This is a genomic window from Acidobacteriota bacterium, assembly GCA_016713675.1.
In the GTDB taxonomy this organism is placed as follows: Bacteria; Acidobacteriota; Blastocatellia; order Pyrinomonadales; family Pyrinomonadaceae; genus OLB17.
Genome location: JADJOS010000004.1, coordinates 696,369 through 718,903 on the forward strand (window position 1 = coordinate 696,369; position 22,535 = coordinate 718,903).

The window sequence follows — 22,535 nt, forward strand, 5'->3', positions numbered from 1 at the left end:
GCCAGCGTGCGTATTGTGCATTCGCAGGCTCGCAGCTTGAGTTCCTACAATTAAGAAATGACAAAGAAACGCATTTTCAGCGGCGCTCAGCCGACCGGACAGCTTCATATTGGGAACTACCTCGGAGCGCTCAAGAACTGGGTAGCTCTGCAGGACGAGTACGAGTCGTTTTACTGTATCGTCAATCTACACGCGATCACACTGCCGCAAGATCCCGCAACGCTTCGCAAAGCAACGCTCGACTTGGCGCGCATCTACCTCGCCGCTGGTGTCGACCCTGAAAAAGCAACGATATTCATTCAGTCCGACGTCCCAGAACACGCCGAATTAACATGGGTTCTCTCTTGCATCGCCCGTATGGGCGAGCTTGAGCGGATGACGCAGTTCAAAGATAAGGCTCGAATCAAAACTGAAAATATCGATCGTGTAATTGCTGAATATAATTTGACGGTAGCAGTAGATCGGCACGAGAAAGGCTCCGACCTTCCCGCGGAGTCGGCAATTAAGATCGCGGAAAGTATCGCACAACTAAAACAGACCAGAAGCACTGCTGGCGTCGGCCTCTTCACCTATCCGATCCTGATGGCTGCAGATATTCTGCTCTATCAAACCGATCTCGTCCCCGTCGGGCAAGATCAGAAGCAGCATCTCGAACTCAGCCGCGACCTCGCTGAGCGCTTTAACCGCGACTTTGGCGGAACATTCAAGGTACCCGAGCCTTTTATTCCGAAGGCAGGCGCGAGTATCAAATCGATCCAAGATCCGTCGAAAAAGATGTCCAAATCGGACGAGAACGTCAATGGGTCGATCTTTCTGCTCGACGACGCAGACACGATCACCAAAAAGATCAAACGCGCCGTTACCGACAGCGGCACCGAGATCACCTTTGACGAAACCCGACCGGCGATCGCGAATCTCCTCACGATATATCAGCTCCTGACCGGCAAAACGTCCGAAGAATGTGTCGCACACTTCGACGGCAAGGGCTACGGCCAGTTCAAGGGCGAACTTGCCGAGGCAACGGTCGAATTTCTCCGCCCGTTCCAGGAACGCGTCAATCATTATTCCGACGAAGACTTCGCCGTGATCCTCAAAAAAGGTGCAGATAAGGCCCGCTCCATCGCCGTCGCGACGCTGGCTGATGTTTATCAAAAAACGGGCATTCGCTAGATGCGAAATTACTAGTTTCCGACTCCGTCTGGTGCTACAATTCCAGCATACCTCCAATTGTGTAGGCACCCCATCGTTTGGGGCATCAATTCTATTTTAAGGGTTCAAAAGGAGTATTTGTCATGGACGCAACACAACAATCTTACGACATCCCAAAATTCAAAGAGCAGTACGAAAATTACATCGGCGGCAAATGGGTCGCTCCTTCTAGCGGTGAATACTTTGATAATATCTCGCCCGTCGACGGCAAGGTCTTTACAAAGGTCGCCCGCTCGAACGAGGCGGACATTGAGCTCGCCCTCGACGCCGCCCACGCTGCAGCTCCGGCATGGGGCAGAACTTCGGTAACCGAGCGGAGCAAACTTCTCAACAAGATCGCCGACGTGATGGAAGCTAATCTCGATCTGCTCGCTCGAGCCGAGACATGGGACAACGGCAAACCGATCCGCGAGACGATGGCCGCCGACCTGCCGTTGGCGATCGATCATTTTCGTTATTTCGCGAGCGTCATCCGCGCCGAAGAAGGTAGTGCGTCCGAGCTCGACGAGAACACCCTCTCGATCATAGTAAAAGAACCACTCGGCGTGGTCGCACAGATCATTCCTTGGAATTTCCCGCTGCTGATGGCGACCTGGAAGATCGCACCGGCCCTCGCCGCGGGCAACTGCACGGTCGTCAAGCCTGCCGAGCAGACACCTGCGTCGATCATGGTCCTGATGGAACTGATCGGCGACATTCTGCCTCCGGGCGTGCTCAATATCGTCAACGGATTTGGCGTCGAGGCGGGCAAACCGCTTGCGACCAGCCCGCGCGTCGCTAAGGTCGCATTTACCGGCGAAACGACGACCGGACGCCTGATCATGCAGTACGCATCGCAAAATTTGATTCCGGTAACGCTCGAACTCGGCGGCAAATCGCCCAACGTTTTCTTTAAGAGCGTGATGGACGCGAACGATGCATTCTTCGACAAATGTCTCGAAGGTGCCGCAATGTTCGCTCTGAATCAAGGAGAAATATGCACCTGCCCGTCGCGAATTCTCGTTCAGGAGTCGATCGCCGACGAATTTATTGCCAAGGTCGTCGAACGCACCAAGAACATCAAGATGGGCCATCCGCTCGATCCTTCGACAATGATCGGTGCCCAAGCGAGTGAGGACCAGTACGAAAAGATCCTCAATTACATCAGCATCGGCAAGGAAGAAGGTGCTGAGGTGCTCTGCGGCGGCGAGGCACACAAGGGCGAAGGCGGTGCCGAGGGCGGTTTTTACATCCAGCCGACGCTGCTCAAAGGCCACAACAAAATGCGTGTCTTTCAGGAAGAGATCTTCGGCCCGGTCGCGTCCGTCACGACGTTCAAGGACGAAGAAGATGCGATCGCGATCGCCAACGACACGCTCTACGGCCTCGGAGCCGGCGTTTGGACCCGCGATGCTCACGAGCTTTACCGCGTTCCGCGTGCTATCCAGGCCGGCCGTGTTTGGGTGAATAATTACCACAATTATCCGGCCCACGCCCCGTTCGGCGGTTACAAAAAATCAGGCTTTGGCCGCGAAAACCACCTGATGATGCTCGACCACTATCGCCAGACTAAGAATATGCTTATCTCTTATGATAAAAATGCGATGGGCTTCTTTTAAGAGCGTATTATGATTGATCTTCCTCGCGTGACCATCACGCCTAACGCGGCGAAGGTCGTAGAGCAGCTCCGTGCCAAACACGGCGAGCTGATGTTTCATCAGAGCGGCGGTTGCTGCGACGGATCTTCGCCGATGTGTTATCCAAAAGGCGAGTTCATTGTCGGGTCGAGCGATGTTTGGATGGGCGAGATCGCCGATTGCGATTTCTTTATAGCCGCGGATCAGTTCGAGTATTGGAAGCATACGGAACTCACGATCGACGTCGTCCCCGGCCGCGGAGCGAGTTTCTCGCTGGAAATCCCACTCGGGCTTCGGTTCGTGACAAAATCGCGACTATTCTCCGACGAGGAATTTGACCGACTGGCCGCGACTCAGTCGGGCAGCAGATTTTAATGATATGACAGACAAAATAACAGTATTCGAAAAGCCTACTTGAACGACGTGCCGCAATTTGGCGACGCTGTTTCGTGAAAACGGCATTGATTTTACATCGGTAAATTATTTCAGCGAGCCGTTGACCGCCGAGATATTAAGAGAACTCGCCAAGAAACTGGCGATTCCGCCTTTTGGATTGCTGCGAACGAAGGAAAAGCAGTTCAAGGAACTGGCTTTTACGCCCGAATCGCCGGAAAACGAGGTGCTCGCCGCCATTGTCGCAAATCCGGGACTGTTAAATCGTCCGATCGTCGTGGTTGGCGACCATGCAGTGATCGCCAGGCCGATAGAAAAGGCGTTGGAGCTGCTAGGCAAGAAATAGAGGTGAGTATGAGACTGTCATTGACGTTATGTTATCTAATGCTCGTTGTGATGTTCGCGGGATGTGACCTGCGGAGCGAAACGGCCAAGCGGGAGATGGAGAAATTTAGCGGTACGCCGACGCCGACCCTTGCACCCTCAACGCCCGAACTTCCGGTCGATCCATCGGAGATAATAACGGCCGACATTTCTATGCAGGGAGAAATGATCACTGTGAACGGCCACGACCTGAAGAAAACTGCTGCCTGTACAAAATTCAACCGCGTCATGATCAGCGGAGGCCGAAACGTGATCACGATAAAAGGAGCGTGCCAACTAATAACAATAAATGGCGACGGTAACCGGATAATTAGCGACGCGGCTCTTCAATTCGTCATCAACGGTACAAATAATACTGTTAATTATTCGCTTTACGTCAACGGCAAACGGCCTAATATAAAGGAGAATGCGTCAGGAAATACTATCGAAAAGATCCCGGCCGGCGCAACAAAATGAGCTATACAAACGGAAACGGTAATGGTAACGGGCATAATCTGAAGCCCAAGAATGTTCTCGGCGGCGAACTGCAGTCGTGCTGCACCGATCCGATGACCGGATTTTATCGCGACGGCTATTGCCGCACGGGCGTTGACGACACGGGCCGCCATACGGTGTGCATAGTTGCGACCGATGAGTTTCTCGCATATTCAAAAGCCGTCGGCAATGACCTCTCGACTCCGATGCCGCAGTACGCTTTCCCGGGCGTCAAGGGTGGCGACAAGTGGTGCCTCTGTATGCTGCGTTGGAAACAAGCACTCGAAGACGGCATGGCACCGCAGGTCGTTCTCGAATCAACGCACGCCGCGGCGTTGACGGTCGTCTCACTCGAAGACTTAAAGGCCCACGCCGCCGACTAGCCGATGAACACGGTCGAACATCTTCGCGAACTCTTCCGCTACAACGATTGGGCCAACCGGCGGATCGTGGTCGCTTTAAAGGAGAACGAATCCGAACGTGCGACGCAGATTCTCGCTCATCTCGTGACGACCGAGCAGGAATATTTTGAGCGTTTATACGGCAAAGACTCGACCGGTTTCGACTTTTTCCCCGACCTGACCGTGGCGAAATGCGGCGAACTCGCAAAGGCGACGGCCGAGCGTTATGAAAAGCTTTTACGCGGCTTTGACGAAGAAGGCCTCGACATCGTGGCACGCTATCGTACAAGCGAGGGCAAGCTTTGCGAGAACACCTATCGCGAACTTTTATCGCATGTCGTGATACATTCTTCGATACATCGCGGCAATATTATGTTGAAACTGCGCGAGTCGGGCTTTGTTCCGCCGGTGATCGATTACATAATCTATTTGAGAGAGACAAAGTACATTTGAGCGAAGAACCTGAACAATATACATTCGATTTTCACCGCGAGACGGCAACGATCGTCGGCGGTACGTCGGATGACCTAAAGATCAAGATCGGTGATTTTGCCGGCCCGCTCGATCTATTACTTTTTCTGATCCGCCAGGAACGCGCGGATATATTTGATATCCCGATCGCCCGCATCACCGAGAAATATCTAGAGTATATTCGGCTGATGAAACGCCTCGACATCTCGGTCGCTGCAGATTTTCTCGTTATGGCGGCGACGCTGATCGAGATCAAATCGAAGATGCTGCTGCCGCGCGACCCTTTTGCCGGCGAAGAAGAAGAGATCGAAGACCCACGGCGCGAACTCGTCGACCGCCTGCTCGAATACGAGAAGTTCAAATCCGCCGCCGGCATGCTTTACGAGCGTGTAACTATCGAGGATGCCATCTTTACACGCGGCCCGATAGAATCGGACGACAACAACGCCGAGATCGACGCCAGCGTTTTCGATCTGCTTACCGTTTTCCAAAAGATCGTCGCCCGTCACACCGACGAAGTAAAAATGGAGATCGCCCGCGAAGAGATCTCGCTGGCCGACATGCTCAAGACGCTCAAAAATCGCATCTTCGAACTCGGCGAGATCAGTATGCTTAAATTCTTTGAAGAAATGCATTCCAAACGCGAACTCGTCACCGCCTTCATCGCGGTCCTTGAGATCGTCCGAACCGAAGGCGTCAAATTGGTCCAGGCAGTGACGTTCGGCGACGTGATACTAAGGAAAGTTTCTTAACAGGATCGGCAGGATAAAACAGGATGAAGCAATTGATTTATCTTGCCTATCCTGTCTATCCTGTTAAATTCCATTTGTATGACTGAAGATTTGCAGGAAACCGAAAAAGTAACGCGTACGCCCGGTGAATTAGTCGCTCTGGTCGAGGCTCTGATCTTCGTCGCCGACGAACCGCTGACCATTAAGCTGCTCGCCGAGGTATTGGACGAAGACCGCGATAGCATCCAGGCGGCCGTCGAAGAGCTCAAGAGCGAATACGAAGCTCGCGAGAGCGGCCTGCAGATCCGCGACATCGCCGGCGGCTGGCAGATCGCAACGCGGACAGATTTTCACGAAGAGGTCCGCCGTTTCCTAAAAACTCGACCGTCAGCCAAGCTCTCGATCCCCTCACTCGAAACGCTCGCGGTCATCGCGTACAAACAGCCGGTCACCGTCCCCGAGATCCTTGAGATCCGCGGCGTCCAATCCGCCTCGGCGATAAAAACACTCCTCGACAAACGCCTAATCGTCGCCAAAGGCCGCAAGGAAACCGTCGGCCGCCCGATGATGTACGGCACGTCAAAAGACTTTCTGATACAGTTTGGCCTGAATGATCTCTCGGAGCTCCCATCGATAGAGGATTTCGAAGATATAGCCGGGACTGTCGTATGACTTACCACATTGATTCAAAGAGTACTGAAGTCGTCGACGGCTTTGGCTCGGTCGGTCGGTGGATCCAACTCATTGCCATTGCCTTGGTATGTATCGCATTGCCGGCCATCTTCTATTTCATATTCGAAGGTAAGAAAGACGACCCCTTCGATCCCAAAAGCGAATTTTATCCGGCGCTGGTGATATTTATATTTGCAGTTCCTGTCATCTTATTTGGATATTGTTTCTACGTCTTAAGAAAGGGATTTAGACAGCTATATATTGATGACACTGAGCACTCGATGCACGTGACCTGGCAAGGGCTCTGGGGAGAATGGAACGAAACGATCCCCTTCGATGCGATTCGTGGTTTTTCTGTGGAAAGGGTAGCAATAAGCAGATATGAGTATGGCTGGGAACTCCGGGCTGTTCAGCAAAGGGGGCACTATGTGTCGCTCGCTAAGTTTTATAAAGAAGAAGCAGCACTCGACGCATTGAGATCGGTAAACAGCATCTTTAATAAATAGATAAAGGTCGATCCGGCAATCAAACGAACTGAGATCAATGCAGGACAGATTGCAACTATCCATCGCCCTGGCCGGGGCCGATTCACGGCTTACGGCTGAAGAACTGCTCGTCGCCAAGAGCTGCAATTAAACCGTCGCCCGCCCAATGCAACACGGCATGTCAAGAGATCTTCTCATTCAATTTGGTTTGAACGACCTCTCCGAACTTCCTTCGATTGACGACTTCGAAGATCGGGTTCATTAGTTTTATCACATAGAAACATAGAACACTTAGGCGAATTGCTCCGACTATGTGTTCTATGTGCCTATGTGGTTCAATGTTCTTATGCAGGAAAGACTACAAAAACTCATCGCCCAGGCCGGCATCGCTTCGCGGCGTGCCTCTGAGCAGATCATTTTGGACGGTGAAGTAACGGTGAACGGCGAGGTAGTGACCGAACTCGGCACGAAGGCAGATCCCGAAAAAGACCACATAAAGGTCCGCGGCAAGCTGATCAACACGAAACTCGCGAACCGCGAACACGTCTATATTCTGCTCAATAAGCCAAAAGGCTACCTCTCGAGTGCGGCCGACCCCGAGGGCCGAAAGCTGGTCGTCGATCTCGTCAAAGGCTATGGCCGCCTGCATCCCGTCGGACGGCTCGATTACAACACCGAGGGTCTGATCATTCTGACTAATGACGGCGAGTTTACAAATTTCGTCGCGTCTTCGCGAACGATACCAAAGGTGTATGACGTAAAGGTAAAAGGCCTCCCAACGACCGTCGCGATCAATAAGCTCCGCCGCGGCGTGGTGCTCGAGGACGGTTTCAAGACCGCCCCGGCCGACATCAAGGATCTAAAACACACCTTGAAGAACGGCTGGTACGAGGTGACTCTGCACGAAGGCCACAACCAGCAGATCCGCAAAATGTTCGACTCGATCGGCCACTCCGTCGTCAAACTTAAGCGTATCGCCATCGGCACGGTCACCGACAAATTTCTTCCGGTCGGTGCCAGCCGCCCGCTGACTGAAAAAGAGTTGGAATCATTTCGCACGGTGGCGAAGCAGAGACACGACCGGTAGCGATTGACTTCTTCTAGCTTTCGGGTCACTCTGCGCGCTAAGCCAACGCCCGGTGCTCGACCATCAGACACAGGTCCTGGACGACCTTGATCCCCGCTTCGGCCAATTTCTCGGCAACCTCCTCGTTGCGGATACCAAGCTGAAACCAAACAGCTTTTGGCTTTTTCGCCAGGATCTCGTCCGTGTGTTTTGCGATGTCTTCTGCACGCCGAAAGACATTCAACAGGTCGATCTCGCCCGGCACATCGCCCAGATCGCGATAGACACGCTTGCCCAGTATCTCTGTAACGTCAGGATAATATACGGGCACCGGGATTATCTCGTATCCGCGATCGGCCATGTATTTCGGCACGTAATGGGCCGGCTGCCCCGAGTGCGATTCGGGCTTGATCCCGAGAACGGCGATGGTTTTTGTATTTCGAAGCACGTCCCTGATCTCGTCATCGGTGGTCAGCAAATTCTCTTTCCAATTCATACGTTGAGTTTACCTCACTATGCCGTATCGGCCTCCATTTCGGCGCTCTTAGCACTGCTTGCTACGAAAGCAGCGCAAATCCGAAGCAAAAACTTGCCCGAAAACGCAACCTTATGTCATCATAATTGTTTCTTATAGTACGTAATTATGAACTTCGAATTATCTGACGAGCAACTACAGATCAAATACAGCATCCGCGAGTTCGCCGAGAGCGAGATCAAGCCGCACGTGATGGAATGGGACGAAGCACAGCACTTCCCTATCGAACTTCGGCCGAAGCTCGCCGAACTTGGCCTGATGGGTATTCTGTTTCCTGAGGAATACGGCGGCGCGGGGATGGGCTACGTCGAATACGCGACGATCATCGAAGAACTAGGCCGCGTCTGCGGCTCGGTCGGCCTGTCGGTCGCGGCCCACAATTCGCTTTGCTCAAATCATCTGTATATGTTCGGCAGCGAAGAGCAGAAGCAGAAATATCTCGTCCCGCTCGTCACCGGCGAAAGCTTTGGTGCCTGGGGATTGACCGAATCGCAGGCCGGTTCTGATTCCGCAGGAACGCGAACCAACGCAGTTCGTTCCAATGGCGGCTGGAAGGTCAACGGGTCCAAGAACTTCATCACCCACGCCATCGCCTGCAACACCCTCGTGGCTGTCGCCGTCACCGATAAAGAAAAAGGCAATCGCGGCATTTCGGCGTTTATCTTTGATAAATCGATGGAAGGTTTCCGCAGCGATAAGAAAGAAAATAAGCTCGGCATGCGGGCCTCTGAAACTGCGTCGGTCGTGTTCGAAGATTGCTACGTTCCCGACGAGAACCGCCTCGGTAACGAAGGCGAAGGCTTTCTGCAATGTATGCAGGTCCTCGACGGCGGCCGAATTTCGATCGCGGCTCTGTCGGTCGGCATCGCCCAGGGTGCATACGAAGCAGCCGTAAAGTATGCCAAGGAACGCCAGCAGTTCGGCTCGCCGATCGCCAATTTCCAGGCCATCCAATTCAAACTCGCTGACATGGCAACGCAGATCGAATGTTCGCGCCTGTTGACCTTACAGGCCGCGGCAACAAAAGACGCCGGCAAGCCCGTAACGCAAAAGTCGGCGATGGCAAAGCTCTACGCATCCGAGACCGCCGTCCGCGTGTCCGAAGAAAGCATCCAGATCCACGGCGGCTACGGATATACTAAGGACTATCCGGCCGAAAAATACTGGCGCGATTCAAAACTCTGCACCATCGGCGAAGGCACATCCGAGATCCAACGTGTCGTGATCGCGAAGAATCTGCTCAAGGCAATGTAAAAATTCTGCGTTTCACACGTTGCATCTGTGCAATTATATGATATTATCATCTTCCAAATTTGATTTTTAGGAGATAAATTATGAGTACAAGTACAGCTACAAGTGCAGGCCGCCTCGCGTCGGCGTTTTTGGCAGAGTTGGATAACGAAGCAAAGGTCACACGTCAGGTCCTCGAACGCGTTCCGGCTGAGAAATTCGACTGGAAACCGCACGAAAAATCAATGACTATGGGCCGCCTTGCCGTCCACGTCGCCGAAATGTTCGGTTGGACAAAAGAGACGCTTAAAAGCGACGTTCTCGATTTCTCAACAATGGACTTTACGCCGTTCGAGCCGAAATCGAGCGAAGAATTACTCGCATTTTTTGACGACCACATCGCAAAGGCCAAGATCATACTTGGCGAAACGTCGGACGAGACGTTTTTGACAGACTGGACGATGCGTAACGGCGATCAGGTCTACATGACCATGCCCAAGGTCGCCGTGATGCGTTCATTCGTCATGAACCACATCATCCATCACCGCGGCCAGCTATCGGTCTATCTTCGCCTGAACGACATTCCGGTCCCGTCGATCTACGGGCCGTCGGCAGACGAAGGGCAGATGTAGAATGCGTCGGCAGTTCGCACGTAAGTAAGTGCCCGTCGCAATTTAACTGAAGGCGAGTCAACCACGACTCGCCTTTTTTGCTTTTACAATAAAGAATGAGAAAATTGTAGTTTATTTCAAAGTAATGCAGAATCCCGAGCTGATCGACAATATCTTAAAAGGCGACCCGCGAGCTATCGCCCGTGCAATAACACGTGTCGAAAGCGGTGCTGCAGGTGCCGCCGAATTGATGAAGGCCGTTTATCCGCACACCGGAAACGCGGTCGTCATCGGCATCACCGGTTCGCCCGGTGCCGGCAAATCGTCGCTTGTCGACAAGCTTGCTCTCTATTACAAGAACGCCGGCGACAAGGTCGGAATAATCTGCATCGACCCGTCAAGCCCGTTTTCCGGCGGTGCCATACTCGGCGACCGCATCAGGATGGCGACGCTCGGGATGGAAGAGGGCGTGTTTATCCGTTCGATGGCAACGCGTGGAAATCTGGGTGGACTTTCGCGGGCAACGGTCGATGCCGTATCCATTCTAGATTCGGCGGGCTTTGATAAGATCCTCGTCGAGACGGTCGGCGTTGGCCAAGATGAGGTCGAGATCGTAAAGACGGCCGATGTGTCGGTTGTGGTCCTGGTCCCCGGAATGGGCGACGACATACAAGCCATTAAGGCCGGGATCATGGAGATCGGCGATTGCTTCGTGATCAACAAAGCGGACCGCGAAGGCGTTATCCGCACTCAAAAGGAGCTCGAGGCTCTGCTAAGCCTCGCCCATCGCCCCGACATGTGGATGCCGCCGATCGTCCGGACCATCGCTACCGAAAGCAAAGGCATCGAAGATCTTGCAGCGGCGATCGAGGCATATCACAAATTTCAACGAGCAGGCGAGGGCAGCACGGTTCGCCGCCACGCGATCGCCAAATGGCGGCTGCTCGAACTATTACAAGAACGCCTTCTCTCCGATCTGATGAGTCGGAATGGCTCGAGCGATAAGCTCGACAAGCTCGCACTCGAGATCGCCGAAAAAAAGAACGATCCATATTCGGCAGTCGAGGAGTTGCTCAAATAGATATGAAGATCAACCACTTGGGGATTGCAACAAAAGGTATCGACGAGGCTCTCAAATTCTGGGGCGACGCTCTCGGCCTCGAAAATGTTCACACCGAGATCGTCGAAGATCAAAAGGTCCGAGTCGCGATGCTGCCGATCGGCGAGAGCCGCGTTGAGTTGCTCGAACCGACCAGCGACGATTCCCCGATCTCCAAATTTCTCGAAAAACGCGGCGGCGGCATTCATCATATCGCCATCGAGGTTGATGACATCGAGGCATCGCTCGCTCAGCTGAGATCGCAGGGAATGCGCCTCATCGACGAGACTCCGCGGATCGGAGCAGAGGGATGTCTCGTGGCATTCGTACATCCCGCGGCATCTGGCGGCGTATTGCTCGAACTGGTTCAGAACATCAAATAACCGATTTTGATTAGCCGAAATCGCAGGGTTTTGCTATTATTACCGTTTGACATTTATCAGATCTATCAGTAAGTGAGGACTCATCAATTGAGCAATTTAACAAAAGGACTTATTTTAGTTATCGCCATCATCGCTATCGGTGCGGGCCTCGTCGTTTGGAAAAAGAAGGTTGGCGGACAGACGCACGAGTCGTTCAACTCGATCAGCCGCGAAGAGATCGAAATGCTGCTTGCAGACGTTGCGAAATCTAATCCGATGATCCTCAAAAGGCTCAACGAAGAGCCCGAAATGAAGAAGCAGCAGATCGATAATCTCAAGCAGCTTCTTGCATTCGCCAGCCAGGCTCAGAAAGAAGGTATGGCGAGCATCGACCCGAATCGTCAGGAGATGCAGAATATCAAAGCCGAGATCACCGCCGTCAACTACGACCGTGAGATGAACAAGGACAAGGGCCCGATGCCGCCGTTTGGTTTTATCACTGACGAAATGGTCACCGAATATTGGGGTCAGGACAGTCAACCGGCTCCGGGTAAAGGTTTTTGGGCTTCTACGATGGACAAGATCGGTCTAGGCGAAGCTGCCGAGACACGTTCGCATGAGACCGAATTTCAGGATTTCCTCGATGCCAAGATCAAGCTCTTGAAAGCGAGCAGCCCTGAGATGAAAGACCGCGAGATCTCGGACGAAGAGAAAACACAGGCCAAGGACGTATTTGCCAAGATCCGGATCTATCGCAAAGAGTACGAAACAAAGGCCGCCGCCGGTGAATTGCCTAAGGAATTCGTCGCAAAGGTTAACCTGCAGGTCAAACTCCAGCAGGCTCAGTTTCTGGCACGCGTATATTCCGAGACGATTGCCGACAAGATGAAGGTAACGGATGAGGATATCGCAAAATATATCTCCGAGCATCCCGAACTCGACCCGAAAGAAAAGCGTGCTAAGGCTCAACAGATCCTTGAACGCGCCAAGGCCGGCGAAGATTTTGCCGCGTTGGCAAATGAGTTTACCGAAGATCCGGGCAACAAAGGACCGGACGGTGTCGGTCAAGGCGGCATCTACAAAGATGTGCCCAAGGGCCGCATGGTCGCTCCGTTCGAAACGGCAGCTCTCGCACTTGAGCCCGGACAGGTCAGCCCGGAACTCGTCGAGACCGATTTTGGTTTTCACATCATCAAGCTCGAGCGAAAACTCGGCCCGAGCCCAAATAAAGAAGCTAAACCAGCCGGCGGCGAAACTGGGGCGGCAAGCGAAACATACGACGCTCGCCACATCCTGATCTCGACCAATTATAAGGACTCCGACAAACCGCAGGCTCGCGAAATGCCTGTCAAAGAATACGTCCGAGCCAAACTGGAAGAAGAAAAGGAAAAGAAAATGCTCGACGAGATCGTTGCGTCAAATAATATTCAGGTTCCTAGCGACTTCACCGTTCCTGCGGTAACTGAAGACCAGTTAAAACAGATGCAGCAGCGTCAACAGATGCAGGGAATGCCTCCGGGAGGCCCGGGTGGTCCCGGCGGACCGGGAGGTCCGGGCGGACCTGATGGCCCCGAATCAGGCAAACCGGCAAAGCCCGAAGCCAAGAAACCCGAACCGAAGAAGACGAAATAGTCGGTTCAAATCACCAGAATGGTATTTAACAGGATGGACGCGGACAGCAGGATCGATCGAACAAAAATCCTGCTTCTCCATGTCCATCTTGTTTTGATTTGTAGATCATGGAAAAAGTAAACATCGGAATTATCGGCGGCAGCGGGCTTTACCAGATGCCGGAACTTGAGAATGTACGTGAAGTGCCTGTCCCAACGCCTTTTGGCGATCCTTCGGACGCGTTTATCGTCGGCGAACTCGACGGCGTGACCGTTGCGTTTCTGCCGCGTCACGCACGCGGGCACAAATTCACACCCAGCGAACTTCCTTATCGGGCAAACATCTACGCGATGAAGCTGCTTGGAGTCGAATACATCCTGTCGGTCTCGGCCGTCGGCAGTTTGCAGGAACAGTATGCTCCGACTGACTTTGTGATTCCCGACCAGTTCTTCGACCGCACCCGTGACCGTGCGAAAGAATCCACATTCTTTGGCGAAGGCATCGTCGGCCACGTGACGTTCGCCCATCCGGTTTGCAATGAGCTTGGCGACATCCTCGAAGCGGCTTGCAAAAACAACAACGTCGTCACGCATCGCGGCGGCACTTACATCTGTATGGAAGGCCCCGCGTTCTCGACCAAGGCCGAGTCCAACGTCTATCGCCAGTGGGGCATGGACGTCATCGGCATGACCAACCTGCAGGAAGCCAAGCTCGCCCGCGAAGCAGAGATCGCCTACGCGACGCTCGCCCTCGTCACCGATTACGATTGCTGGTACGAAGGCCACGACGACGTCACCGTCGATATGGTCATCGAATACCTTAACAAAAACGTCCGCAACGCCCAGCTCGTCCTAAAAGACGCCGTCAAAGCCGTCGCGGCCAAAACGACGCCAAACCAATACGCCAACGCTACCAAGAACGCGATCTTCACCGCCCCGTCAAACTGGCCGGAAGCAGACGGCGAGGAAGCTTGACGCGATCATTGGAAAGTACAAGTAATGGCACAAGCCCGCACGTAGTAAGGGCGTAACATCCAACTTGAGTGAAACGCCCTTACTACGTGCGGGCTTGTGCACTCGCCGGAAAACTTTCCGATGCCAAACAGCATCTGTATTAAGTTATGAAAAGAAAGTTCCTTGCAATAATCTTTACAGTCTTGTCCATCGGAATTATTTCGGCACATGCCCAGCGCAATGTTACGCCGGCGATCGACCGTGATCCTTTGATGGAGCAGGACGCGAAGCACAATCTCGACGTCGCGAAGCAGTATTTCCTGCTCAAAAAGGCGTACAAGGGCGTGCTTGAGCGGTTCGAAGAGACCTACGCCGCGTACCCGACGTTTTCCAAGATGGACGAGTTCCTCTACTACGCCGGCATGAGCAGCTATTACCTGTCCGAGAACAAAGGCAAGCAAAAGATCGACCTCAAACGCGAAAAAGACCCCGCCAGATACGAGCCCGCGAAACTAAAGGACGACGCGATCGGCTATCTCTCGACGATCATCGAGAAATACCCCGAGAGCAAGTTCAAGAATGACGCGGAGAAAACGCTCACGGTTCTCAAGAAATAAGTTGCCACTAGCTTTAGCTAGTGGTCAGCATGTAAACTAGATCGGGCTTTAGCCCAAAAAAGATTCGGCTAAAGCCGGGTCTTTTTAGTTTCCGTATCCACTAGCTGAAGCTAGTGGCAACTCATAAGACATGAACCTCAACCAAGTCACGATCTACAGCAAACAGCCTGTTGAGACGGTCGAGTTCTTTGAGAAGCTCGGCCTCAGACGCATCGTCGATTCCCTGCCGCGATATGCCCGGCTCGAATGCCCTGACGGCGAATCGACGCTGTCGGTGCACATCGACGACGCAGCCGCGACGACCACCAACATCGTCCTCTACTTCGAATGCGAAAACCTCGACGCCGAGGTCGAACGCCTCAAATCCCTCGGCCTCGAATTCACCCAAGCCCCAACCGACGAACCCTGGCTCTGGCGCGAGGCCTATCTTCTCGACCCAAACGGCAACAAGATCTGCCTCTTCACAGCCGGTGACAACCGCAAAAACCCGCCGTGGCGGATAAATGCAGAAGCCCACAGGTAATTCAGGGCGTTCGACTAATTTTATACCGCAATTCGTACGCTTAAGATCGTTTTCCGTAAGCTTTCAAGCGTATTTCGAGGCCTTGCAACGTATTGTGAAAGCTCAAAATACACCCTGTTCCTTAAATATTGCCGTTCGCTTTAGCGAACGGTTGTGGCACCACAACAAAAAATGGGCTTGAGCCCAATTCTCTATGGTTAACCGCCCACAAGTCGCATAAAGCCCGCAAATACTGGCTCTTGATGAAAGGTAGGCGGCTCTAGCCGTCTTTCCGCGTTTCGCGGCACATAGCCACGCTCCTTTAGGGCGTGGGAAAGGTTCGCTCAACGATCCTCAGCCCGTTTCAACGGGCTTAAATCCAACTGGCTTAAGCCGCAGAAGGTAAGGACGTTAAAACGCCCTAAGAAAAATCCCTCGCAACTTAACCACGCCCTAAAGGAGCGTGGCTATATGCCCTTCGGGAAAGCCGCGTAAAACGCGGCTGACAAATCTTCGGGCTTTGCCCGCTGATGAGCGGCGGTTGCGGGCCTACCGCAACACTGGCACGTTTTTTGTGCCAGAAACGGCTCTGCCTTTCCGTCCGGCCAAACTAAAAAGACCAAGGAGGCTCGGCCTCCAAACGCCGCGAATCTCGGAGGCACAGCCTCCGGGAGTTTGGTGAGATGCAATACGGAAGGGCACAGCCACTTCCGCTTATCAAACGGCACAGCCGTAAGAATGCACGAGCAAGTTCGTTTACGTGAAAGAGGATTTCTCGAATATAATCTTGATAGTATTTGCCTTAGCTACTGCTTTGTAAAATGTTAATAATTGTTCCGAGCATATTCGAAAATATTTGTTATCTCTTCGCAGATGAATCTAGCGCTCTAACCGGTGAAAAGTTCGGAGGGACTGGTTTCCTAGTTCATCGGCGTTCTGAATCGGGTCGAAGGTTTGTATATGCAGGTACCAACAAACACGTAATTGATGAAGGTTTTACAACGATTCGAGTTAACCGAACCGATGGCGGCGATCCAGACATCATCTCTCCTTCCAAACTCGATTGGATTCCGCATAAAGATGGAGCGGATGTTTTCTGGGCGTACGTCGATGAGCCTGAAAAATATTGTTTCGAGGGAATCAACGTAAGTCATTTCTTGCGCAAGGATGATCTAAAACCGACACATACGATTGAGCCATCTGCGGTCAACGTCGGTGGCGATGTTTACATGGTCGGGCGTTTTTCCGGAAGCCCAGGAAAACTTACGAATAGACCGGTTGTCCGGTCGGGAATTGTTAGCCAATTTCCGGACCCGTTGGAACCAATATCATACAGCTCAACCATTGATCCGCAGGAGGCTTTTCTTGTTGAGATGCACTCAATTGAAGGTTTTAGCGGCTCGCCCGTATTTCACACACAAGTCGGATTGACGTCATTTCTCTCCGTTAGCACCGTACTCGAGAGGTTTTATAATATCCCTGTCCCAGAATTGGAATTCGACCCGTCAGACAACCCAATTAGACTGATCGGGATTGACGCAGGAGGTTGTCGTCCGTGGCAAGCAACTCAAGTTCGAGACAATGGAGTTCCTTACCCATGCCAGTACGAGGTTCAATCCCATTCTGGGTTCGCGATTGTTATCCCGTGCTGGAAGATCGAAGAATTATTACTTCAAGATACGCTTGCTCAATGGATCCAGGAAGCCAACGATAAACCCGCTATTGAACAAGATGCTAAATAGCGTCGCCCGTGACCGTCCGATCGAGGTTGTCCCGTAATACGTTACTTTGGGTTTGTAAATGCGAAGTCGAAAAGTACGTCGCCCAATTCAATGGTGAAGATTGCAAATTTGGCCTTCGTCCTTTTGAAATAGATGAGACCGCTAGTCGATTGTTTTTCAAAAGAGTGTTTCCTTTCAACGCCATTGCAACATATGAATTTCCTACGCTATTTGCTTTTGCCGTCCTATCTCGGGCAGTCATAGCTTCCTGAACCTGTGCTTGAGTATTTTGAGTAGTTATTGTCGATTGGGACGTTCCGGAATAGATTCCTGTTGCCGAACTTCCATTACTTCCGGTTGCCATCACCGTGCCGGAACTTGAGGTGTCAACAGTAGCGGTTTGAGTTTGCATGCCAGCACCGATCGCTCCCAGGGCATTTGCCCATGCAATGCGGTTTCTTATCTTCTTGGCAATTTTCTCGCCGGAAATTGGTGCTGCAACTTCTGGGGCTTGTTTCGTGTCCCCGCTTTTCCAAAAAAACATGGTCGCGTGTTCTGGATTCACCAAAAGCCGCTCTTTTGAATTGTTTATTACAAGAGTATCCGCAATTAAATAGTCACCATCGTCACCAATAATCACCGAGAGTATGGTGTCGTTGAATTTTATGATCTTTATGTTCGCTCCATCCCGAATAAAAGAGTCACAAACAACAGTATTCTTCTTTAGGTCGTCTTCCGAAAAGTCCGCCTTTAGACATTCCGTCGTGTTCGTCCAAGAAACTCTTTTGTACTGTTTAGCCGTTGAGGCATTTTGGGAAAACGCCGCGATGTTGAGCGCTAGCAGTAGAAAGCTGGAAAATATCTTATTCATAATGGTTCCCTGATTAAGAGTTAAAACCACTTGCCGAAACTAGCGCACGAGTTGACGCTTTGCTAGCCCATCAGCTAGAGCCTTATTAATGAAGTCTTGGTTCAGTTCGTCGAACTCATTTCGAGGAAAGCTTATTTCTAGTGGATCAATAGCCGGACCCGAACCAACCCTTGTAAAGTAGGATGTTTTCAATATGGCAGCCTCCACCCTTCGACCTTCACTTTCAATACGTTCGATTTCAGCACGAGCTAGCTCTATATTTGACGAACCGCTTTCCTTGGTCATCTCGCCAGTTACTTGGTCTACACAATCGAATTCGAAACACTCCAGCATTACTTGAACATCACGTTCCATAATTCTTCTCCGTGAGGCGAGTCTATCAAACAATCAATATTGGATAAAGAAATATTTTCCTCGATGATTCCCTTCGCCCTCACGGATATCTAGGCTCTTCGCATATTCTCGCGTTGGCGTGTAAAATGTAGCATTGCGTTTTGATACTAATATATTCGGAGATCGATTTAAGACATGTCATTAACAGTTGTGGGTAGTGTGGCGTTTGATGCTTTGGAGACGCCGTTTGGGCAGAGGGATAAGATATTGGGCGGGGCGGCGACGCATTTTGGCCTTAGCGCGAGCTTTTTTACGAAGGTGAACGCTGTCGGCGTGGTTGGCGGTGATTTTGGCGATGAGGAATGGGCGGTTTTCAAACGCCACTTCATCAACACCGACGACATCCAGATCGTGCCCGAGGGCAAGACGTTCTTTTGGAAAGGGCGTTACGATTACGATATGAACACCGCCCACACGCTCGACACCCAGCTCAATGTGTTCGAGACGTTTGAGCCGAAGCTGAGCGAGAATTCGCAAAGTGCGGAGTTCCTTTTCCTCGCGAACATCCTGCCGCTGCCGCAAACACAGGTCCGCGAACAGATGCCGAACGCGAAATTTGTGGCGATGGACACCATGAATTTTTGATAACCTCGATGAAGGATGCCCTCATCGAGACCATCAAGGTCGTCGATTGCATCATCATCAATGACGCCGAGGCGAGGCAGCTGACGGACGAAGCGAGCATTCACGCCGCCGCACGCAAGATCATGGAGATCGGCCCCAAGGCCGTCGTCATCAAACGCGGCGAATACGGCGCGACTTTGTTTACGAAGGACGGCTACTTCGTCGTGCCGGCGTATCCGCTCGAGAGCGTTTTCGATCCGACAGGAGCCGGCGACACGTTCGCCGGCGGTTTTATGGGCTATCTCGCCGCTCACAAAGAAGTGACCAACGACACGCTCCGGCGGGCGATGGTCTACGGCTCGGTGATGGCTTCGTTCAATGTGGAGAAATTCGGGACGGAACGCGTCGACGCGCTGGATTATCCCGAGATCACCGAGCGTTTCAAGGCGTTCAAGACAATGACGCATTTTGACGATATTCCGTTTGAAAGGGCGGCGAACGCATAGTTGTTGTATCTTGGTTTTATGAGTTGCCTCCACTTTTAGGTGAAGGTTGAGTGCTTTCGAGGTCTCGGGCTTTAGCCCGAATTTGGCTAAAGCACGGGAAATTTGCTTGCCTATCCACTAGCTACGGCGTCAGCACTGGCCGATCCGTGAGGCCAAAACCTAGTGGCAACTCATTTTCGATCCGGTGAAGATGGACAAGAAGAACGACAATCCGCTGGTTCGTTTTGAGCCGCCAAGACCAATTACCCGCTGATCATCGCGAGCGGTGCCGTATTGGTGCTGTCGATCGCGGGCGTGGTGTTGTCCGTGCGTTGAACAGAGTATTGCGGCGGCCGTCGTTTGTGCTGCGGCGGCGTTCGTTTTCGTGCTGGTCGTGCTGCTTTATATGGCGGACAAACGCCGGACGGCGGCGACCGACGATCGTAAATTCATCCGCTGGGATGCCGCGATGCCTGAGCCGGGCAGCTGGCAGAATGTTAATTCTCGAGGTCCACGAACTCGCACGGCTGTTAAACGTCGGCGGCGATTCGCTGACCGATCTGCTGACGGCCTACATCGTCGCCGAAGACCCTCGCCCTGCGGCAGATCCAGCAGGAAGAGAACCTGCCGCTGATGCGTCACGTGAATATCGGCGGAGCGTCGTTTGACGAGCATTTTGGTCGAACAGGACCTGATCACGCGTACCGAGGTCTCGTTCCTCGTCACGCCCGACGTCCGGCAGGAAAGATCGAGTCGATGCTCAAAAAAGTGTCGCTTGCAAAGAAGAACCCTCGCCGAGGCAAGGGTTGACTGCGTTTGTTCGATGCCCGTCCTCGTCAGCGGACGACCCAATGACGAAGAAGAACATCTCCGCGGCATGTTGATCACACGTCGCTCGAACGATATCGACATCAGAATGCTCGATTTTGAGATGCCGCGGGAAAGGCGTTAGTGAGTAGGGCGTACGGACGATGCAGGGACGAGTGATTCTTCTCGCCACTCGTCACTCGGCACTCGCCCCTAAAATCTTATGTTAAAAGACAAAGTAGGAATGATATTCGGGGTCGCGAATAAGCGGTCGATCGCTTGGGCTTGTGCTGTGGCTTTGTGCCGGGCAGGGAGCCAAGATGGCGTTTACTTATCAGGCCGAGCGGATCAAGGAGAACGTCGAGGAACTTGCCGCAACGCTCGATGGTTCGCTGGTCGTGCCGTGCGACGTGTCCGATCGGACCAGTCGATGCAGCGTTCGCCGCCGTCGAAGAGAAATACGGCAAACTCGATTTTCTCGTACATTCGATCGCGTTTGCACCGAAAGAGGCTCTCGAAGGCGAGTTTGTCGACACGACACGCGACGCGTTTCAAACTGCTCTTGAGGTCAGCATATTCGCTTACGCAGATCTCTCCGCCGCCGCAAAGCCGCGATGACCGATGGCGGTTCGATCATTACGATGACGTATTACGGGTCGAAAAAGGTGGTGATGAATTATAACGTGATGGGCGGCGCCAAGGCCGCTCTCGAGGCCTCGACACGTTATCTTCGCCTCCGATCTAGGCAAACACAACATCCGTGTCAACGCGATCTCGGCTGGTCCGATAAACACTCTGTCGGCACGCGGCGTTAAAGGCATGGGGTCCCTGCTCGCGTACGTCGGCCAGCGTTCGCCGCGCAGGGTAACGTTACGCAGACCGAAGTCGGAAACACGCGATGTTTCTCGTCATGACCTGTCGAGCGGTATTACAGGCGAGACGATCTACGTCGATTGCGGTTATAACATAATGGGAATCTAATCAATTATGAATGAGGAATGAGGAATGAGGAATGAGGAACGCATAACCCTGCTTCTAAGATTCATAATTCTGCATTCATCATTCTGCATTTACAAAATGGCAGTTAAAAAAACAACCAAATCCAAGCCGACGGTGAGCCGTAAGAAGAAGATCGCGGTCCCGGCGACCGTTGCCGAGGCGAAGGAACGCGAAGACCGACCCGGATATTGGCACCTGACTGACGACGAGATTTTGCTTCGCTCGCCGGAAACCTGATGATCCGTATCGGACGTCTGATTCGTGGCGAACGTTTCGAATCATGGGCGAATTCGTCAACGGTTTTGACGAGCTGGCGACGATCACTCGCGGCGTTTCGATATTCGGTTCGGCACGCACGCATCCTGACGATCCGATGTACGAATCTGCCCGTGAGGTCGGGCTTCTGCTCGGTGCCGCAGGTTTTGAGATAATCACAGAGGCGGCCCGGGCATCATGCAGGCCGCGAATCAAGGCTACGACGAGGCTGGAGCGGTCTCGGTCGGCTGCAACACCCAACTGCCATTCGAGCAGGCCGCGAACCCGTATTTGACCAAATCACTGACGTTCAAATACTTCATGGTTCGCAAGACGATGTTCATCACATACAGCAACGCCTCTGTCATCTTCCCCGGCGGTTTCGGCACGATGGACGAGTTATTCGAGGCATTGACGCTGATACAGACCAAAAAGATCCGCAACTTCCCGGTCGTACTTTTCGGCTCACAATACTGGGCGGAATGCTGCAATGGATCACATCGGCAATGCTCCACGAAAACACATCAACTAGCGAAGATCTCGGCTTGATACACCTTTACCGATTCACCTCGCGACGCCGTCGATTTCATCATTAAGACGTGTTACGCCGGGATCGATAATGGCAAAGGTAGTCAGATGTCAGATGCTAACACTACTAAGCTGATCTCTGATCTTCGAATGCCGATGACATCCAATTTAGATATGGCTCTGATACCTCTTCTCTGCCTTGATCGCGACGATCTCCGGGGATGTCGTAGCTGTGGGTTTGCGGTAATGAACGAGGCGAGTTCGTCGTATTTTTCTTCGAGGGTTTCATCAGCACAGAGGTTCGCTTTCTTGTTGACCTTCTTCCCAAACATAGACCGATGTCATCGGCGGCAATATTCGACGCAGGCGGCAAGCTTTGAATTGGATGATCTAACGGCCAGCGGCGTCGGACTCATGAAGAGACGGAACTGTGGTCATCACGATCAACATTCGGCTACCTAGCGGACCGAAGTTTCTTTGCGATCTTTGA

Annotated in this window: 26 protein-coding genes and 3 pseudogenes; 26 read left to right on the forward strand and 3 right to left on the reverse strand. The window is 52.5% G+C overall.

Features of this window, described 5'->3' with window-relative positions; all coding sequences use genetic code 11:
- Window positions 1-57: 57 nt before the first annotated feature.
- The 11 genes from trpS (at window position 58) to IPK01_16675 (ending at window position 7,923) form a co-directional block, all read left to right on the forward strand.
- Complete coding sequence (trpS, locus tag IPK01_16625; GenBank protein MBK7935059.1) at window positions 58-1,170, forward strand: tryptophan--tRNA ligase; 1,113 nt, start codon at window positions 58-60, stop codon at window positions 1,168-1,170.
- 122 nt (window positions 1,171-1,292) lie between these two features.
- Entirely contained in the window at window positions 1,293-2,807 is a 1,515-nt protein-coding gene (locus tag IPK01_16630) for an aldehyde dehydrogenase (GenBank protein ID MBK7935060.1), read from the forward strand.
- Between the two features lie 9 nt (window positions 2,808-2,816).
- A complete protein-coding gene (locus tag IPK01_16635; protein ID MBK7935061.1) occupies window positions 2,817-3,200 on the forward strand; it encodes a DUF779 domain-containing protein in 384 nt (127 codons plus the stop codon).
- 58 nt (window positions 3,201-3,258) lie between these two features.
- Complete coding sequence (locus IPK01_16640) at window positions 3,259-3,564, forward strand: arsenate reductase (protein ID MBK7935062.1); 306 nt, start codon at window positions 3,259-3,261, stop codon at window positions 3,562-3,564.
- An 8-nt stretch (window positions 3,565-3,572) separates the two neighbouring features.
- Window positions 3,573-4,058, forward strand: a complete 486-nt coding sequence (locus IPK01_16645) for a DUF3060 domain-containing protein (GenBank protein ID MBK7935063.1) — start codon at window positions 3,573-3,575, stop codon at window positions 4,056-4,058.
- Window positions 4,055-4,459: a DUF2237 domain-containing protein gene (locus IPK01_16650; GenBank protein ID MBK7935064.1), complete on the forward strand. Its 405-nt coding sequence runs from the start codon at window positions 4,055-4,057 to the stop codon at window positions 4,457-4,459. Before IPK01_16645 ends, IPK01_16650 begins: the two co-directional genes overlap by 4 nt.
- Window positions 4,460-4,462: 3 nt before the next feature.
- Complete coding sequence (locus tag IPK01_16655; GenBank protein ID MBK7935065.1) at window positions 4,463-4,930, forward strand: DinB family protein; 468 nt, start codon at window positions 4,463-4,465, stop codon at window positions 4,928-4,930.
- Window positions 4,927-5,700 (forward strand): segregation/condensation protein A, encoded by a 774-nt coding sequence (locus tag IPK01_16660; protein ID MBK7935066.1) that lies wholly within the window; start codon window positions 4,927-4,929, stop codon window positions 5,698-5,700. Before IPK01_16655 ends, IPK01_16660 begins: the two co-directional genes overlap by 4 nt.
- Window positions 5,701-5,778: 78 nt before the next feature.
- The gene (gene scpB, locus IPK01_16665) at window positions 5,779-6,351 is read left to right on the forward strand and encodes an SMC-Scp complex subunit ScpB (GenBank protein MBK7935067.1); all 573 of its coding nucleotides are present in this window, start codon (window positions 5,779-5,781) and stop codon (window positions 6,349-6,351) included.
- Window positions 6,348-6,857, forward strand: coding sequence for a hypothetical protein (locus IPK01_16670; protein MBK7935068.1), 510 nt, complete (start codon window positions 6,348-6,350; stop codon window positions 6,855-6,857). Before scpB ends, IPK01_16670 begins: the two co-directional genes overlap by 4 nt.
- A gap of 325 nt (window positions 6,858-7,182) precedes the next feature.
- Window positions 7,183-7,923 (forward strand): rRNA pseudouridine synthase, encoded by a 741-nt coding sequence (locus IPK01_16675; protein ID MBK7935069.1) that lies wholly within the window; start codon window positions 7,183-7,185, stop codon window positions 7,921-7,923.
- 37 nt (window positions 7,924-7,960) lie between these two features.
- Here the strand turns inward: IPK01_16675 and IPK01_16680 are convergent, their stop codons facing one another.
- Window positions 7,961-8,398 carry a CoA-binding protein gene (locus tag IPK01_16680; protein MBK7935070.1) on the reverse strand — a complete coding sequence of 146 codons (438 nt, stop codon included), beginning with the start codon at window positions 8,396-8,398 and terminating at the stop codon, window positions 7,961-7,963.
- Window positions 8,399-8,545: 147 nt separating this feature from the next.
- Here IPK01_16680 and IPK01_16685 point away from each other — a divergent pair, with 147 nt between their 5' ends.
- The 9 genes from IPK01_16685 (at window position 8,546) to IPK01_16725 (ending at window position 17,164) form a co-directional block, all read left to right on the forward strand.
- Window positions 8,546-9,691, forward strand: a complete 1,146-nt coding sequence (locus tag IPK01_16685) for an acyl-CoA dehydrogenase family protein (GenBank protein ID MBK7935071.1) — start codon at window positions 8,546-8,548, stop codon at window positions 9,689-9,691.
- 80 nt (window positions 9,692-9,771) lie between these two features.
- Window positions 9,772-10,299, forward strand: a complete 528-nt coding sequence (locus IPK01_16690) for a hypothetical protein (protein MBK7935072.1) — start codon at window positions 9,772-9,774, stop codon at window positions 10,297-10,299.
- Between the two features lie 124 nt (window positions 10,300-10,423).
- Window positions 10,424-11,359, forward strand: a complete 936-nt coding sequence (gene meaB / locus IPK01_16695; GenBank protein MBK7935073.1) for a methylmalonyl Co-A mutase-associated GTPase MeaB — start codon at window positions 10,424-10,426, stop codon at window positions 11,357-11,359.
- The gene (gene mce / locus IPK01_16700; GenBank protein ID MBK7935074.1) at window positions 11,356-11,760 is read left to right on the forward strand and encodes a methylmalonyl-CoA epimerase; all 405 of its coding nucleotides are present in this window, start codon (window positions 11,356-11,358) and stop codon (window positions 11,758-11,760) included. Before meaB ends, mce begins: the two co-directional genes overlap by 4 nt.
- Window positions 11,761-11,847: 87 nt before the next feature.
- Window positions 11,848-13,371, forward strand: a complete 1,524-nt coding sequence (locus IPK01_16705; GenBank protein MBK7935075.1) for a peptidylprolyl isomerase — start codon at window positions 11,848-11,850, stop codon at window positions 13,369-13,371.
- A 107-nt stretch (window positions 13,372-13,478) separates the two neighbouring features.
- Window positions 13,479-14,324 carry an S-methyl-5'-thioadenosine phosphorylase gene (mtnP, locus tag IPK01_16710; GenBank protein MBK7935076.1) on the forward strand — a complete coding sequence of 282 codons (846 nt, stop codon included), beginning with the start codon at window positions 13,479-13,481 and terminating at the stop codon, window positions 14,322-14,324.
- A gap of 146 nt (window positions 14,325-14,470) precedes the next feature.
- Entirely contained in the window at window positions 14,471-14,920 is a 450-nt protein-coding gene (bamD, locus tag IPK01_16715) for an outer membrane protein assembly factor BamD (GenBank protein MBK7935077.1), read from the forward strand.
- A 130-nt stretch (window positions 14,921-15,050) separates the two neighbouring features.
- Window positions 15,051-15,443 carry a VOC family protein gene (locus IPK01_16720; protein ID MBK7935078.1) on the forward strand — a complete coding sequence of 131 codons (393 nt, stop codon included), beginning with the start codon at window positions 15,051-15,053 and terminating at the stop codon, window positions 15,441-15,443.
- An 800-nt stretch (window positions 15,444-16,243) separates the two neighbouring features.
- Window positions 16,244-17,164, forward strand: coding sequence for a trypsin-like peptidase domain-containing protein (locus tag IPK01_16725; protein MBK7935079.1), 921 nt, complete (start codon window positions 16,244-16,246; stop codon window positions 17,162-17,164).
- Here the strand turns inward: IPK01_16725 and IPK01_16730 are convergent.
- The gene (locus IPK01_16730; GenBank protein MBK7935080.1) at window positions 17,157-18,014 is read right to left on the reverse strand and encodes a hypothetical protein; all 858 of its coding nucleotides are present in this window, start codon (window positions 18,012-18,014) and stop codon (window positions 17,157-17,159) included. The two genes, IPK01_16725 and IPK01_16730, sit on opposite strands and share 8 nt — an antisense overlap.
- Before the next feature lie 39 nt (window positions 18,015-18,053).
- Window positions 18,054-18,368 (reverse strand): hypothetical protein, encoded by a 315-nt coding sequence (locus IPK01_16735; protein MBK7935081.1) that lies wholly within the window; start codon window positions 18,366-18,368, stop codon window positions 18,054-18,056.
- Window positions 18,369-18,542: 174 nt separating this feature from the next.
- Between IPK01_16735 and IPK01_16740 the strand changes: the two are divergent.
- The 6 genes and pseudogenes from IPK01_16740 (at window position 18,543) to IPK01_16765 (ending at window position 22,066) form a co-directional block, all read left to right on the forward strand.
- Window positions 18,543-19,477, forward strand: a pseudogene (locus tag IPK01_16740) (bifunctional hydroxymethylpyrimidine kinase/phosphomethylpyrimidine kinase).
- 224 nt (window positions 19,478-19,701) lie between these two features.
- A complete protein-coding gene (locus tag IPK01_16745) occupies window positions 19,702-20,124 on the forward strand; it encodes a hypothetical protein (protein ID MBK7935082.1) in 423 nt (140 codons plus the stop codon).
- Window positions 20,121-20,408 carry a hypothetical protein gene (locus tag IPK01_16750; GenBank protein MBK7935083.1) on the forward strand — a complete coding sequence of 96 codons (288 nt, stop codon included), beginning with the start codon at window positions 20,121-20,123 and terminating at the stop codon, window positions 20,406-20,408. The genes IPK01_16745 and IPK01_16750 overlap by 4 nt, the downstream gene beginning before the upstream one ends.
- A 78-nt stretch (window positions 20,409-20,486) precedes the next feature.
- A pseudogene (locus IPK01_16755) lies at window positions 20,487-21,244 on the forward strand (enoyl-ACP reductase).
- Between the two features lie 96 nt (window positions 21,245-21,340).
- Window positions 21,341-21,499: a hypothetical protein gene (locus IPK01_16760; GenBank protein ID MBK7935084.1), complete on the forward strand. Its 159-nt coding sequence runs from the start codon at window positions 21,341-21,343 to the stop codon at window positions 21,497-21,499.
- 43 nt (window positions 21,500-21,542) lie between these two features.
- Window positions 21,543-22,066 (forward strand): annotated as a pseudogene (locus IPK01_16765) (TIGR00730 family Rossman fold protein).
- The last annotated feature ends 469 nt before the right edge of the window (window positions 22,067-22,535 follow it).